Origin of the sequence: Frigoribacterium sp. VKM Ac-2530, from assembly GCF_015350835.1 — a bacterium.
Taxonomy (GTDB): domain Bacteria; phylum Actinomycetota; class Actinomycetes; order Actinomycetales; family Microbacteriaceae; genus Frigoribacterium.
The window spans coordinates 1,510,314-1,523,571 of the sequence record NZ_JADKSE010000001.1 but is presented as its reverse complement, the minus strand read 5'-3'; the positions used below and the strand labels follow the sequence as shown (position 1 = coordinate 1,523,571).

Genomic DNA, 13,258 nt, shown 5'->3' with positions numbered 1-13,258 from the left:
TCGGCTACATTCGAGTCATGTTCACGCAAAGGAGCGATGGCACGATGACCAGTCCCACCCCGACGGACGCGCCGACCGCGACTGCCGCCGCGCGCCTCCGGGTGGGCGTCGTCGGCGTCGGGCAGCGCGCTTACATCGCCCACCACGTCGCGGCGTCCGGCGAGGCTGCCGACCTCGTGGTCGCCGCGGACACCACCCCCGAGGGCCGTGACCGGGCCGCCGTCGAGTTCCCCGGCGTCGCCGTCGTGGCCTCCCACCACGACCTCGTCGGCCGCGTCGACGCCGCGATCGTCACGACGCCGGACTCGACGCACGCGGCGATCGCGATCGACCTCCTCCGTGCCGGGATCGCGGTCTACCTCGAGAAGCCGCTCGCGACGACGGTCGCCGACGCCGACGCCATCCTCGCCGTCGCCGCCGAGACCGGCACACCGCTGTACGTCGGCCACAACTTCCGGCACGCCGCCGTCGTGCGGCTGATGCACGACGTGATCGCCCGCGGCGAGATCGGCGAGGTCAAGACCATCTGGGTGCGCCACTTCGTGGGCAACGGCGGCGACTACTACTTCAAGGACTGGCACGCCGACCGCTCGCAGACCGGCACGCTGCTGCTCCAGAAGGCGAGCCACGACATCGACGTCGTGCACCTGCTCGCCGGCGCCTTCACGCAGCGCGTCGTGGGCATGGGCGACCTCATGGTCTACGGCGACGTCGACGACCGTCGTGAGCGCCCCGGCGAGACGGTCGGCGACTGGTTCTCGTTCGACAACTGGCCCCCGGCGTCGGCGACCGGCCTGAACCCGGTCGTCGACGTCGAGGACGTCTCGATGATGATGATGACGCTCGACAACGGGGTGGTGGCCAGCTACCAGCAGTGCCACTTCACGCCCGACTACTGGCGCAACTACACGGTCGTCGGGACCGAGGGCCGGCTCGAGAACGTCGGAGACACCGGGGGAGGCGTCGTCAAGGTCTGGAACCGGCGGCACGACTGGCAGGTGGCCGGCGACGTCGAGTACCCGATCGACGGCGTGGAGGCGGGCCACGCCGATGCGGACGTCGCCGCGGTCACGGAGTTCCTGGCCTTCGTCGCCCGGGGCGTGCTGCCGACCCTCTCGCCCGTCGCGGCCCGCGCGGCCGTCGCCGCCGGCGCCCTCGCCGCGGAGTCCCTGCGCGACGGCTCCACCCCGCGCGACGTGCCGCCGCTGCCCGATGCGGTGCTCGCCCACTTCGCCCGGCTCAGCGCCGCCACGAGCGCTGCCCCCGTGACCGACGCCTCCTCGTCCATCGCCCAGCCCACCCCGACCGCCCAGCCCACCCCGACCGCCTCCGCCGGCTCCTCCTCGCCCGACCCCGTCGCCCCGTGACGGACCGAAAGGACAGCACGATGTCTCGACCCTCCTCCGCTCCCCGCCGTGGCGTCCGTCGCGGTCTCTCCGTGGTCTCGGCCGCGGTCGGCGTCGCCCTCGTGGCCGCCGGCTGCAGCTCGGCCGGCGGCCCCGCCCCAGCCGCCGACTACGAGGCCGCCCCGAGCGACCTCTCGGCCTCGATCACCTACGGCGTCTGGGACCAGGCGCAGGTCGCGGCCATCGACGCCAACCTCGAGGGCTTCGCCGAGCTCTACCCCGACATCGACGTGAGCGTCAACGTGACGCCCTACGCCGACTACTTCACGAAGCTGCAGACGCAGGCGTCGAGCGACAGCCTGCCCGACCTGTTCTGGCTGAACGGGCCCAACTTCCAGCTGTACGCGAGCAACGGCAAGATCGAGCCGGTCACCGGCGCGGTCGAGGCGGGCGACATCGACACCGGTGACTACCCCGAGGCGCTCGTCGACCTCTACTCGCTCGACGACGTGCAGTACGGCGTCCCGAAGGACATGGACACGATCGGCGTCTGGGTCAACGAGGCGCTGTTCGAGCAGGCCGGCGTGCCGCTGCCCGAGGCGGACTGGACCTGGGACGACTTCCAGGAGACCGCCGCGACGATCTCGGAGGCGCTGGCGTCCGAGGGCGCCTACGGCGGGGCCGGCGGCATGGACGGCCAGACCACCTACTACGACACCATCTTCCAGGCCGGCGGCGAGGTCGTCGCCGACGACGGCACCGCGTCGGGCTACGGCACCCCGGAGGCGGAGGAGGGCCTGCAGTTCTGGACCGACCTCATCGCGTCCGGCGGCTCGCCCAGCATCCAGCAGCTCACCGACACGCCCGCCGACCAGTGGTTCACCTCGGGCAAGCTCGCCATGTACTGGGGCGGCAGCTGGCTGAACGCCGCCGTGTCCGACTCTCCCGTGTCGGCGACGACGGACGTGCTGCCCCTGCCCGCCGGCGAGGAGCAGGCGACGGTCATCCACGGCGTCTCGAACGTCGTCGCGGCGAGCAGCGAGAACAAGCAGGCGGCTCAGGCGCTGCAGGTCTACCTCGCGAGCGAGGAGGCGCAGCAGCAGCAGGGCGACCTCGGCGCCGTGATCCCCGCCTTCACCGGCACGCAGCAGGGATTCGTCGACAGCGCCCCCGACCGTGACCTGCAGGTGTTCCTCGACGCCGTCGACTACGCCGTCCCGCTGCCCGTGTCGAAGAACGCCGCGGCGTGGAACGCCCTCGAGAACGCCGACCTGCCGGGCGCGTTCAGCGGCGACGAGCCCGTCGCCGAGGTCGCCTCGTCGCTCGGCGAGCGGATGACCGCGCTGCTCGAGAAGGAATGAGGCACCGCCGATGAGCGACGACACGATCACCCCCACGAGGCCGCCGGCGGTCCCCGCCGCGACCCCGCCCGCGGACCGGTCCCCGGCACCCCGTCGCCGTGTGCTGCAGCGGGACGGCGCCTGGCCGTGGCTGTTCGTGTCGCCGCTCGCGGCCGGCATCGCCGTCTTCTTCGTCTGGCCCGTGCTGCAGACGGCCTACTACTCGTTCACCACCTGGGGCGTCTTCGGCGGCTCGACGTTCACCGGGCTCGCGAACTACGCGCGGCTGGTGGTCGACCCCCAGCTGTGGACGGCACTCGGCAACACGCTGGTCTACACGGGGATCGTCCTGCTCGGCGTCCCCCTCGCGGTGTGGCTGGCGAGCCTGCTCAACACCCCCGGGCTCCGGTTCGCCTCGTTCTACCGCGTGCTGTTCTTCCTGCCGTACGTCGCCATGCCCACCGCTATCGCCATGGTCTGGCGCATCATCTTCAACGGCGACTTCGGGGTGCTGAACTACCTGCTCGGCCGCGTCGGGATCGAGGGGCCGTACTGGATCTCGACCCCCGGCGCCGCGAACGTCGCCGTCGCCCTCGTGGGGCTCTGGTCGTCGCTCGGCTTCGCGATGATCATCCTCGGCGCCGGGCTCAAGTCGGTGCCGCCCGAGCTCTACGAGGCCGCGGAGCTCGACGGTGCCACCTCGTGGCGCCAGTTCCGCTCGGTCACCGTGCCGCTGCTGACGCCGAGCATCTTCTTCGTGCTGATCATCACGATCATCTCGAGCTTCCAGCTCTTCGACCTGCAGTTCGCGATCCTGGGCAGCCAGAACCCGGTGCTGCCGAAGAGCCTCTCGCTCGTCTACTTCTTCTACCAGCAGGGCTTCATCGCGAACGACAAGGGCTACGCGGCCGCGATCGCCATGTTCATCTTCGTGCTGATCGGCCTCGTCACCCTCCTCCAGTTCCGTCTCCAGAAGAAGTGGGTGCAGTCGTGACCGACCGAGCCGCACAGGTCCGCTCCGCGGCCGTGCTCAGCGATCCCCAGACCCTGTCCACGACGCCGGCGGCGCTCGTCGACGCGGCGACCCCGCAGGAGGCGCGGCGCGAGGGGGCGCCCCGCTCCGGCGGTCCCGCCCGCGCACGCCGCGCCTCCTCGGGTCGTCCCGGTCGCCGGGGGCGCTCCCACGTCGTGCCCCACCTGGTGCTCGGCGTCGGCGGGTTCCTCATGGCCTTCCCGTTCCTGTGGCAGATCATCATGTCGCTGTCGACGAACGCCGAGGTGCAGAGCGTCACGCCGAACCTCTGGCCGGCCGAGCTGCAGTGGCAGAACTACGTCGCCGTGTTCGAGCGGCTGCCGTTCCTCGACCAGCTGCGGACGAGCGTCGTCGTGACCCTCGTGCGGACCGTCGCCCAGATCGTCCTGTGCACCCTCGCCGGCTACGCCTTCGCGCGGATGCGGTTCCGGGGGAGCGGCGTCCTGCTCGCCGTGATCCTGTCGATCCTGATGGTGCCGTCGCAGGTCTACCTCATCTCGCAGTACCAGATCGTGCAGAACCTCGGCTGGCTCGACACGATCGCCGGCATCGTCGCCCCGGGGCTCTTCAGCGCCTTCGGCACGTTCCTCATGCGCACGGCGTTCCTAGCGCTGCCCGCCGAGCTCGAGGAGGCGGCCCGCCTCGACGGGGCCAACCCGTTCCAGGTCTTCAGCCGCGTCATGCTGCCGCTCGCGGTGCCGTCGATCAGCGTGCTCGCCATCACCACCGTGCTCTGGTCGTGGAACGAGCTGCTCTGGCCGCTCGTCGTCTCGACCTATTCGGACCGCATGCCCCTCTCGGCGGGCCTCGCGACCCTGATCGGCGACAAGACCACCGACTACCCCGTGGTCATGGCGGCGAGCCTGCTCGCCATGGCACCGGTGCTCATCGCGTTCATCGTGCTGCAGCGTCGGGTCATCGACGGGCTGGCGCACAGCGGCCTCAAGTGACTGCCGCCGCGGGCCGCTGGCCGCTGGCCCCGAGAACCGACGCGGAAGCGACAGAGCGACGCGGGGTCCCGCGGACGTTCGTCGCTCCCGCGTCGGTCCATTCGGCAGAGCGGCGGCGGGCCGTCAGGCGGCGGACGCGGCGGTGCGGCTCAGGCGGCGGACGCGGCGGCGCGGCGCGCCCGGCGGTCGGCCTCGAGGCCGTCGAGGAGGCGGGTGTCCAGCGAGTGGGCCAGCGCGACCTCGGCGACCACCGCCTCCTTGTCGGCGTCGGTCCACGGGGCGGCGTCGAGCTGCTCGCGGTAGGTGGCGCGGAAGCAGGCCGGGTCGGCGACCTCGGCGAAGACGTAGAAGCCGACGCCGTTGACGTCGAAGCCGTAGTGCTTCTGCAGCAGCGTGCTGATGAAGCGCCCGCACGACAGGTCGCCGAGGTAGCGCGTGTAGTGGTGGGCGACGAACGCCCCGGCCGAGGTCGCGGCCACCGTCTCGAGCCGCTCGACGTACTCGCGCGTCGCGGGCAGCGCCGTGACCCGGTCGCGCCAGGCGTCGCCGAGGAGGAACTCGAGGTCGGACTCGAGGGCAGGCAGCCGGCTCATCCCGGTGGTGACGAAGGGCGCGGCGACCGGGTGCGCCGCCATGGCCGAGGAGGCGCCGTCGAGCGCCCGGTACACGAACCAGTACTGCGCCACGAGCTGGGCGTAGTCGTCGACGCCGCAGGTGCCGCGCAGCAGGTCGGTCATGAAGTCGGCGCCGCTGCTGGTGCCGTGACAGCTGGTCGTCCGGGCCCGCAGGAACTCCGAGAAGGGGACGACGTCGTGGGCCACGGGTGACTCCGATGCTCGGATCGGGAGGTCGGTCGACCACCCGTCCCTGAACCGTACTTAGGTCACCCTTACTCCGCAACCCCTGCGCCTCCGAGGTCGCCGAGAGCAGTCGGTGAGGGGGCCGTGCCGCGAGGGCCGGGGGCATGCTGGGCCGATGGACGACGACGAGAAGAAGAGCATCCGCGACGACTTCCACGACGCGGTGAACATGACCCCGCACGAGCTCGAGCAGTGGCTCGGGACCGACGAGGCGAAGGAGGTGGGGCAGAAGTCCTCCGACGGCGCCGAGTCGGTGGGGCACGTCAGCGGACGCCGGATCGTGACGATCCTCCGCACGAAGGTGGCCGACCTGGGCGACGACGACTACGCGCACATGAAGAAGGTCACCGGCTACGTGCACCGGCACTCCGCGCAGGGTCCGGAGGGCGACGCGCACGACTCGAAGTGGCGCTTCTCGCTGATGAACTGGGGCAACGACCCGGAGAAGGCGACGAAGTCGGAGAAGTAGCGGCGACAGCAGCAGCGCCCCGCCGCGCACGGCGACGGCCCCGCCCCTCCGCGAGGGAGGAACGGGGCCGTCGTCGTCTGCGGGCCGGGGCCCGCGGGTGCGGGCTACGCCTGCACGTCGCCGCGCCAGGCGCCGTCGGCCTGGCCCTTCGACTCGATGTACTGCTTGAAGTTCGCGAGGTCCTTCTTGATGGCCCGGCCGTCGGAGCCGATGGCCGCGCCGAGCTTCTCGAGGATGCCGTCGGTGGTCCAGTCGATCTGCACGGTGACGCGCGTCTCGGTGTCGCTCAGCTTGTGGAACGTGACGACGCCGGCGTGGTCGACCTCGCCGCCGGTGCTCGTCCAGGCGACGCGCTCGTCGGGGTGCTGCTCAGTGATCTCCGCCTCGAAGGTCTTCTCGACCGGTCCGACCTTGACCTTCCACACCGTGAGGATGGGGGTCGTCTGGGTGATCGACTCGACCTCGTCGAGGAACTTCGGGAACTCCTCGAACTGGGTCCACTGGTCGTACGCGGTGCGGACGGGGACCTCGACGTCGATCGTCTCGATGGCCTGTGCCATGGTGTTCTCCTCTTGTCGTGATGTCGTGGGGCGGGCGAGCCCCGGGGGCCGACCCCGGAGGGGCCGGCACTGGTGGGGCAGCCTCGTCCGAGGCCGTGCCCGCCGACGTGAACGGTAGGAGGCGCGGGCCGGCCCCGTCCACGTGCAGGGGCGATGGTCAGGTGCCGGGTGACGCGGCGTCCCCCGGCACCCGCCGCGGGTCGGCAGCGTACTCGCCCGGCCGGCCCTCGCCTCCTCCGTGCCCGCCCGGGCGACGCGCGTTCAGCGAGGCGTGACCGCCATGCTGCGGAACGACGCGGGGATGCCGAGCGTCCGGACCCCGACGTTGCCGGGCGTGGTGTCGCATCCGGTGTCGGTGTGCGACGCGGTCGTCCGCGGACCGCCCGACGACGCCTGCGCCGTCACCGTGAGCGTGCAGCCGACCATCTCGACCGTCAGGTGCTGCCACTGGCCCTGCGGGAGGGCGGCGGGCAGGGGCGTGCGGACGAACTCGCGCCAGGTGCCGCCGACGTGCTTCCCGAGGATCAGCGACGTGCGGGAGACGCCGCCGTAGTACCCGTCCAGCCGGTCGGTCCCCGTGCCCGGGTTCCGGACCCGGACGTTGTAGCCCGCGTCGAGGTCGGCGCTCGTCGCGGCGTCGAACCTCACCTCGCCCGTGACGGACGCGTTCCCCCAGGTGCGCGAGGTCTCGACCGACTTGTCGCCCTTGCCCGACTGCGTGTTCGAGTAGGTCTCCTTCGCCTGGTCGTTCGACCAGGCGCCTCCGTAAGGGGTGAAGGCCGAGACGTCCGCGACCTTCCACGGCGTGTTCCACGGCCGTGGCTCTGTGCTGGCCGTGGCGCCGGCCGTCACCGTGACGAACCGCCAGGCCCCGGTCCCCTCGAAGTCACGGAGGCCCACCTTGCCCTGGAGGTGCGTGGGGGAGCAGCCGGTGTCGACGTAGGTGAACCCGCGCACGCCGGTGTCGCCGTTCGCCCCGGCCGTGCTCTGCGACACCGTGACGGTGCAGCCCGTCACCTGGACGACGAGGTGGTACCAGGTGTTCAGGGCGATGCCCCCTGGGACGTCCATCGTCTGGAGGAACCTGTACGAGCCCTTGGTCATCTTCCCGAGCTCGAGCTTGCCCGCCGACGAGACGTAGGCCCAGTACCCGTTGTGCTGGTCGAGTCCCGGCGAGGGGTCGCTCACCCTGGCGAGCAGGCCGACCTGCTTGCCGCCGTCGAGCTTGACGTCGGCCTGCACCGTGTAGTCGGTCCAGGCCGCGTCGCCCGTGACGGCCTTCGGCGCGGCCGCCGTCGGCGAGCCGCACTTCTCCGTGTAGTAGCCGAACCCCTCGGCGGTCGTGGTCGCCCAGCAGCCGTCGTAGGTGGTCCAGTCGGTGGCGCCTCCCGCGAAGCCGGACCGGTACGGCAGGGGGCCGGACGTGCGCGGGAACGACGCGGCGGTCGTCGCCGTGTTCCCCGTGCCCCGCACGGCAGCGGTGAAGGCGCCGGAGGTCGGGCTCGTGGTCCAGAGCCCCGCGACGAGCGCGGCGAGCAGCAGCGCGACCACGAGGAGGCGGCGACGGGTGACCGTCCCCGTCACGAGGCGGCCGATCGTCGCCCGGCCGTCTGCGGCGCGAGCCCGACGGTGAGGCACCACACCAGGGGCAGCAGGCAGACGAGCGCGAACACCACCCAGCCGGCGGGGTCCAGGTGCGGGGCGATCGAGATGAGCACGCCTCCGCCGGCCGGGGCGTCGGGCGCGAGGGCAGGCAGGTCGAGCGCCCCCACCTCTCCCGAGGCGAGGACGACGGACGAGCCGTGCTCGGTCGCGAGGCGGGACGGCAGCAGGCCGGTCGACACGACGGTCGCGACGCCTCCTCGACCTTCGTCGCTCGCGGTGGTGGCGAGGACGGTCGCGGCCGTGAACGGGCGCAGGGCTGCGGCCACCGCGGCGACCACGCCGGCGGCGCCGACGACGCGCAGGGCGGAGCGGTGGGTCCGCGACGGCACGAGCAGCGTGACGGCCCAGAGCGCGACGCCCCCGACGACCAGCCACGGCAGGGCCCTCGCGAGCCACCCGACGCCGGGCAGCAGCACGTCGGCCCTGCCGACCAGGTCGGCGTCCACGAGGCGCCATGGGTCGTCGGCCTCGCTGGCGTCCCCACGGGTGACGACGCCGTCGGCGTCGAGGGCGGCGACGCGGTGCGTGAAGGTGGTGCCCCCGCGTCCGGGCGGGACGAAGGTGACGACGTCGCCGAGGCGCAGCTCGTCGACGGTGACGGGCGACGTCACGACGAGCGTGCCGACGGGAGCGGCCGTCCCCATGGAGGCGGTGCGGACGACGAACGTCCGGGAGCCGGCCAGGTGCAGCGCCGCCAGGGCGACGAGCAGGCCGAGGGCGAGCACGACGCCGGCGACGAGGGCTGCGTCCCGACGGCGGAACGGCGCCCGACCCGGCGAGCGAGCCGGTCGCGACGCCGGGTCGGGCGCCGCGACCGGTCCGATCAGGCGGTGAAGGTCCACGTGAGCGGCACCGTGGCGGTGAGGCCCTGGTAGTCGTTGGAGAGACCGTCGGCGAGCTTCGTGGTGAAGGTGAACGACTGGCTCGCCTTCGGGGCAACGGCAGGCAGGACGAGGTCGACGGTGCTCGCGCCGAGCTGCTGGAGTGTTCCCGAGAAGATCTGCGTGCTGCCCGACATGACGAGGAGGTTGATCTTGCCGCAGACGTCCGTCGCCGTGCCGCTCGGGGAACCCGACGCGGTCTGGCGGCAGATGTCGGCTTTGCGGAGGGTGAAGGTCCTCGCGGACACGGTTCCGTCGTTGGTGACGACGACGGTCGTGGCGGGGCGGACCTCGCTCGGGTCAGGCACCAGAGCGCTGGTCCCGAACGTGTTCACTGTCGTGCACGACGTGCTGTTCGACGCAGAGATCGGGGTGCTCTTCTCGGCGCCGTTGCTGTAGCAGGTCGCGCCGGGCGCCCCATCCATCTTCATCAGCAGGGTGCCGGAGCTGACGTTGGCGTTCGCGTTCGTGATGCTCGCCGTGAACGCGGACAACGTGCCCGACATCGTCAGGGCCATCAGCACGGCGGCGGCGAGGCCGGTGACGACGGCGAGGGGAGTGGTGCGGAGGCGCGCGCGAGCGCGGTGGGACGAGGAGGCCATGTGATCGGTCTTTCGGTCGGGTCGGTCGGTCACGGTCGCGACCGGCGCGGTCGTGACGAGCCGATTCCCAGCGGCGCCGCACGACGGTGACGACTGATCCCCCACCGGTCGATGCAACGCTATCGATGTCCACAGAAATGAGGACTCCCCAGTTCGGGGCGACCGTCCTCGTCCGGCGATCGCGTCCCGATGCCCTGGGACTCGGGCGGCTGTCTGGCGTCAGAGGGCCAGAGGAGGCTAGAGGAGGCCGAGCACCGTGAGCAGGCCCGCCGTGGCCGTCGCGCCCGCCGCGAGGGCCGAGCCGAGGACGACGAGGAGGGTCACCCGGCGCTCGCGGTCGTCGACGGAGGAGGTGCGGTGCGGTTCGGGGTACGTCACGGGGGCTCCCTCCGGTCGGGCCCGGATCGTCCCGGGCGCGCCCAGCATGGACCTGTCGTGGCGTCCGCGCACGCACCCCGTCCGGGGCGCTTCGCTCAGCGGCCAGTTGCTGGACCGGCGGGTGTGCGGTCGACGACCGGCCTGCGAGCCCCCCTGGGGCTCAGCGGGCGGCGGGTCCTCCGACGCCGCCCAGGTCGACGGCGGTGCCTCCGGCACCCGCGCCGAGGCCCTTGCCGTTGCCGGTGCTGACCCCCGCGCCACCGCCGTTGTTGGCCCCCGGGCCGCCGTTCCCGTTCCCGTTGCCGTTGCCGTTGTTGCCCGGGGCGGCCGGCTGGCTCGGCGCCGGCTCCTCGACCGGGGTGCTCGGCTCGGGAGCGGGGGCCTGCGAGCTCGTCTCGTCGGTCGGCTCGGACGTCGAAGGCTCGGGTGCCGGCTCCTCGTCCTCGGTCGAGGGCGACGGGGTCTCGGCCGGCTCGGTCTCGGCCGGCGTCGTCTCGGACGGGGCGGGTGTGTCGCTGGTCGCCGGGGCGACGGGCTCGTCGTCTCCCTGGGTCACCGCGAACCCGATCAGGGCGGCGGCGCCGAGGGCGAGTGCGACGAGGCCGGCGATCACCGCGCCGCGACGGCTGCGGCGCTCCGGCGGTGCCGCGGAGGGGCCGGCGGTGCCGAGCCCGCTGCCCGCACCGGCAGCCGTCCGGTCGTCCAGGGCGCCGAAGCGCTCGGTGGCCGCGTCGGCCGCGCCCGACCCGGCGAAGGCCCCCGCGGCACCTGCCGCACCGGCGACGCCCAGGCCCGCCGCGCCGAGCCCGGCACCCGCACCCGCCGGCAGGCGACGCGTCGCGGCGTCGCCGTCCGCGCTCGGCATGAGCGCCGTGGCGGCGCCGGTCCGGGCGTCGTCGGCGCGTGATCCTCCGGCGACGAGCGCCTCCGCCCGGGCGTGCACCTCGAGGGCCGTCGGCCGTGCGTCCGCCTCGCGCGCGGTCATCGCGCGGAGCAGCGAGGCCCACTCCGGGCCGAGCGCGTCGGGGACGACGGGGTCACGGTGCAGGCGTCCGGTCAGCGACTCCATCATCGAGCCGGGGAACGCCCGCTCCCCGGTCAGCGCCTCGAGCGCCACCAGGCCGAGCGAGTAGACGTCGGAGGCCGGTCCGACCCGCGTGCCCAGGGCCTGCTCGGGGCTCAGGTAGGCGGCGGTGCCCAGCACGGCGCCGGTCGCGGTCACGCGCGTCGAGTCGACCAGCGAGGCGATGCCGAAGTCGGCGAGCTTGGGCGACCAGCGGCGACCGGGCACGGGGGAGGGCGCGAGCAGCACGTTGCTCGGCTTGACGTCGCGGTGCACGATGCCGGCCGTCTGCACGACGTGCAGCGCGCCCGCGAGGTCGACGAGCAACTGCGCCGCGTCGGTGGTGTCGAGCGGGCCCTCGGCCAGGCGCGACGAGAGCGACGGGCCGTCGACGAGCTCCATCGCGAGCCAGCCCGGTCCGCTGGTCGGCGCGACGTCGGCGTCGTACAGGGTGACGAGGGCGTGGTGGCTGAGCGAGGCGAGCACGGCGACCTCGTTCTGGGCCCGCTGGGCGTCCGCCGGGTCGGAGCCCTGCGCGCTGAGCAGCTTGACGGCGACGGTCCGCCCGAGCAGCTGGTCGTCGGCGCGGTGCACCGTCGACATGCCCCCGCGCCCGAGGACGTCTCCGAGGAGATAGCGGCCGGCGAGGAGGCGCGGTGCGTCCCGGTCGTCCACGGTCGCGTCGTCGTCCCGGTCGTTCATGACCCCGAGGCTACCCGGAGGCGGCGGAGCAGGCGCCCGGCCCCCGCGGCGGGCCGGACCGGACCGAGGCCAGGCCGAGGAGCGGCCCCCTAGCGGGCCGAGACGGGCGCCGAGGCCTGCTGCGACGCGATGACCGAGCTGAGCTCGTCCAGGAACGCGCTGACCGCCTCCGCCTGCTCGGCGGGCACGCCCATCAGGAACTTGCGCACGTGGGGCGCACTCGTCACCGTGTCGCAGGCGTCGCGCCCGGTCTCGGTGGTCGTCACGATCTTGCGGCGGCCGTCGGCGGGGTCGGGGGTGCAGGTGATCAGCCCGGCGTCCTGGAGGCGGTGCAGCAGGTTCGAGACCGCGGGCGTCGAGAACCCGAGCGTCGCGGCCAGCGTGCTGGGCGTCATCGGCTCGTCGGTCTGCTCGGCCGCGAGCACCAACGCCAGCGCGTCACGCTCGGTCCGGGGCAGGGTCCCCGCCGAGCCGCGGCGGTCGAGTCGCTGCTCGGTGATGCGCCAGGCCTCGAGGGCGGCGTGCAGGCGGGCTGCCTGGATCTTGTGCGGCATGCGGGGTGGTGTCCTCTGAGTGGTCAGGTCGTCGGGGTGCGGCGAGTGCGGGTGGTGCGTGTCGATCGTCGGCGGTCAGTCGAGGTCGTCGTCGTCGATCGAGGTGTCGAAGTAGGCGACGTGGTCGTCCGGCGCGGAGCCGAGGATTCGGTCGGCGAAGGTCACGAGGCGACCGCCATCTCGCGGTCGTCGCGGGCCGACACGGCCTCGGGGTCGACGAAGAAGCTGGCGTAGCTCACCTCGACGGGTCGGACCACCTCGACGGCCCGGGCGCCCGACTCGACCGAGCCGGCCATCGACGCGACGACGTCGCGGACCCGACGGCGACGCGGGTAGGTCTCGATGCGGGCTGCGGGGACCGAGCGCTCGCGGACGTAGAAGCTGTCGAGCTCGGTCGCCGTGGGGCGAGCCGGGCCGGCGACGCGGCCGCTCACCGCGGCGACGAGCCCCTCGTGCGTGAGGCGACGCAGGTCGACGCTCATCGGAGGGTCTCCGAGTCGAAGAGCTCGGCGAGGTCGAGGGGCTGGGTCTCTGCCAGGAGGTGGTGGCCGGCGTCCGTCACGGCCGCGGTCGCGGAGGTCGAGGCGCTCATGCGCCGGCGCCCATCGCGAACAGCATGCCGGCGATCAGCGTGCCGCAGGCGGCGAGGGCCGAGGTCGCGACGACGAAGAGCGTCAGCTGACGGTCGGCGTCGCGGATCTCGGAGAAGGTGGTGTGCTGCGTGGTGGTCATGTCCTGCCCGTTCCTGCCAGCCCTGCGCTGACCTCGAGGTGCATGTGTTCGTGAGGCCCTGTTGCTCGGCCTCGTACCGCCGTGAATCGGTACGTACGAATGGTTACACAGACTCGCTAGTCG

The 13,258-nt window shown here is 72.8% G+C and carries 15 protein-coding genes; 5 read left to right on the top strand and 10 right to left on the bottom strand.

All coding sequences use genetic code 11. The features are described 5' to 3' along the window. Positions 1-44 precede the first annotated feature (44 nt). Genes ITJ48_RS07265 through ITJ48_RS07250 form a run of 4 tightly spaced genes read left to right on the top strand, consistent with a single transcriptional unit; the run spans position 45 to position 4,669 of the window. Complete coding sequence (locus ITJ48_RS07265) at positions 45-1,367, top strand: Gfo/Idh/MocA family protein (protein ID WP_194612971.1); 1,323 nt, start codon at positions 45-47, stop codon at positions 1,365-1,367. A gap of 20 nt (positions 1,368-1,387) precedes the next feature. Then, positions 1,388-2,707, top strand: coding sequence for a sugar ABC transporter substrate-binding protein (locus ITJ48_RS07260; protein ID WP_194612970.1), 1,320 nt, complete (start codon positions 1,388-1,390; stop codon positions 2,705-2,707). Positions 2,708-2,717: 10 nt separating this feature from the next. Then, positions 2,718-3,680 carry a carbohydrate ABC transporter permease gene (locus ITJ48_RS07255; RefSeq protein ID WP_194612969.1) on the top strand — a complete coding sequence of 321 codons (963 nt, stop codon included), beginning with the start codon at positions 2,718-2,720 and terminating at the stop codon, positions 3,678-3,680. Continuing rightward, positions 3,677-4,669, top strand: coding sequence for a carbohydrate ABC transporter permease (locus ITJ48_RS07250; RefSeq protein ID WP_370544823.1), 993 nt, complete (start codon positions 3,677-3,679; stop codon positions 4,667-4,669). Before ITJ48_RS07255 ends, ITJ48_RS07250 begins: the two co-directional genes overlap by 4 nt. Positions 4,670-4,818: 149 nt before the next feature. Here ITJ48_RS07250 and ITJ48_RS07245 read toward each other — a convergent pair whose 3' ends face one another. Beyond that, positions 4,819-5,490 (bottom strand): biliverdin-producing heme oxygenase, encoded by a 672-nt coding sequence (locus ITJ48_RS07245; RefSeq protein WP_194612968.1) that lies wholly within the window; start codon positions 5,488-5,490, stop codon positions 4,819-4,821. A 154-nt stretch (positions 5,491-5,644) separates the two neighbouring features. On the opposite strand from ITJ48_RS07245, the gene ITJ48_RS07240 reads away from it, so the two are divergent. Beyond that, positions 5,645-5,998, top strand: a complete 354-nt coding sequence (locus ITJ48_RS07240) for a DUF3140 domain-containing protein (RefSeq protein WP_194612967.1) — start codon at positions 5,645-5,647, stop codon at positions 5,996-5,998. A gap of 104 nt (positions 5,999-6,102) precedes the next feature. Here ITJ48_RS07240 and ITJ48_RS07235 read toward each other — a convergent pair whose 3' ends face one another. From ITJ48_RS07235 to ITJ48_RS07195, 9 genes are all read right to left on the bottom strand, one after another. Beyond that, positions 6,103-6,558 (bottom strand): SRPBCC family protein, encoded by a 456-nt coding sequence (locus ITJ48_RS07235; RefSeq protein WP_194612966.1) that lies wholly within the window; start codon positions 6,556-6,558, stop codon positions 6,103-6,105. A gap of 261 nt (positions 6,559-6,819) precedes the next feature. Next, positions 6,820-8,142 carry a hypothetical protein gene (locus ITJ48_RS07230; protein WP_194612965.1) on the bottom strand — a complete coding sequence of 441 codons (1,323 nt, stop codon included), beginning with the start codon at positions 8,140-8,142 and terminating at the stop codon, positions 6,820-6,822. Next, positions 8,139-9,065 carry a S26 family signal peptidase gene (locus ITJ48_RS07225; RefSeq protein ID WP_194612964.1) on the bottom strand — a complete coding sequence of 309 codons (927 nt, stop codon included), beginning with the start codon at positions 9,063-9,065 and terminating at the stop codon, positions 8,139-8,141. The genes ITJ48_RS07230 and ITJ48_RS07225 overlap by 4 nt, the downstream gene beginning before the upstream one ends. Further along, positions 9,047-9,706 (bottom strand): hypothetical protein, encoded by a 660-nt coding sequence (locus ITJ48_RS07220; RefSeq protein ID WP_194612963.1) that lies wholly within the window; start codon positions 9,704-9,706, stop codon positions 9,047-9,049. Before ITJ48_RS07220 ends, ITJ48_RS07225 begins: the two co-directional genes overlap by 19 nt. Positions 9,707-9,943: 237 nt before the next feature. After that, positions 9,944-10,084 carry a hypothetical protein gene (locus tag ITJ48_RS07215; RefSeq protein WP_194612962.1) on the bottom strand — a complete coding sequence of 47 codons (141 nt, stop codon included), beginning with the start codon at positions 10,082-10,084 and terminating at the stop codon, positions 9,944-9,946. Positions 10,085-10,244: 160 nt separating this feature from the next. Further along, a complete protein-coding gene (locus ITJ48_RS07210) occupies positions 10,245-11,849 on the bottom strand; it encodes a protein kinase (protein ID WP_194612961.1) in 1,605 nt (534 codons plus the stop codon). Positions 11,850-11,938: 89 nt separating this feature from the next. After that, positions 11,939-12,403, bottom strand: a complete 465-nt coding sequence (locus ITJ48_RS07205) for a MarR family winged helix-turn-helix transcriptional regulator (protein ID WP_194612960.1) — start codon at positions 12,401-12,403, stop codon at positions 11,939-11,941. Positions 12,404-12,564: 161 nt separating this feature from the next. Continuing rightward, positions 12,565-12,885, bottom strand: a complete 321-nt coding sequence (locus ITJ48_RS07200; RefSeq protein ID WP_194612959.1) for a hypothetical protein — start codon at positions 12,883-12,885, stop codon at positions 12,565-12,567. 106 nt (positions 12,886-12,991) lie between these two features. After that, positions 12,992-13,135: a hypothetical protein gene (locus ITJ48_RS07195; protein WP_194612958.1), complete on the bottom strand. Its 144-nt coding sequence runs from the start codon at positions 13,133-13,135 to the stop codon at positions 12,992-12,994. Between the last annotated feature and the right edge of the window lie 123 nt (positions 13,136-13,258).

Excerpts from the sequence above, each read along its gene's own strand:
- ITJ48_RS07260 (WP_194612970.1), top strand. The coding sequence starts at position 1,388 with ATGTCTCGACCCTCCTCCGCTCCCCGCCGTGGCGTCCGTCGCGGTCTC.
- ITJ48_RS07210 (WP_194612961.1), bottom strand. The coding sequence starts at position 11,849 with ATGAACGACCGGGACGACGACGCGACCGTGGACGACCGGGACGCACCG.
- ITJ48_RS07220 (WP_194612963.1), bottom strand. The coding sequence starts at position 9,706 with ATGGCCTCCTCGTCCCACCGCGCTCGCGCGCGCCTCCGCACCACTCCC.
- ITJ48_RS07205 (WP_194612960.1), bottom strand. The coding sequence starts at position 12,403 with ATGCCGCACAAGATCCAGGCAGCCCGCCTGCACGCCGCCCTCGAGGCC.
- ITJ48_RS07255 (WP_194612969.1), top strand. The coding sequence starts at position 2,718 with ATGAGCGACGACACGATCACCCCCACGAGGCCGCCGGCGGTCCCCGCC.
- ITJ48_RS07200 (WP_194612959.1), bottom strand. The coding sequence starts at position 12,885 with ATGAGCGTCGACCTGCGTCGCCTCACGCACGAGGGGCTCGTCGCCGCG.
- ITJ48_RS07195 (WP_194612958.1), bottom strand. The coding sequence starts at position 13,135 with ATGACCACCACGCAGCACACCACCTTCTCCGAGATCCGCGACGCCGAC.
- ITJ48_RS07240 (WP_194612967.1), top strand. The coding sequence starts at position 5,645 with ATGGACGACGACGAGAAGAAGAGCATCCGCGACGACTTCCACGACGCG.
- ITJ48_RS07235 (WP_194612966.1), bottom strand. The coding sequence starts at position 6,558 with ATGGCACAGGCCATCGAGACGATCGACGTCGAGGTCCCCGTCCGCACC.
- ITJ48_RS07265 (WP_194612971.1), top strand. The coding sequence starts at position 45 with ATGACCAGTCCCACCCCGACGGACGCGCCGACCGCGACTGCCGCCGCG.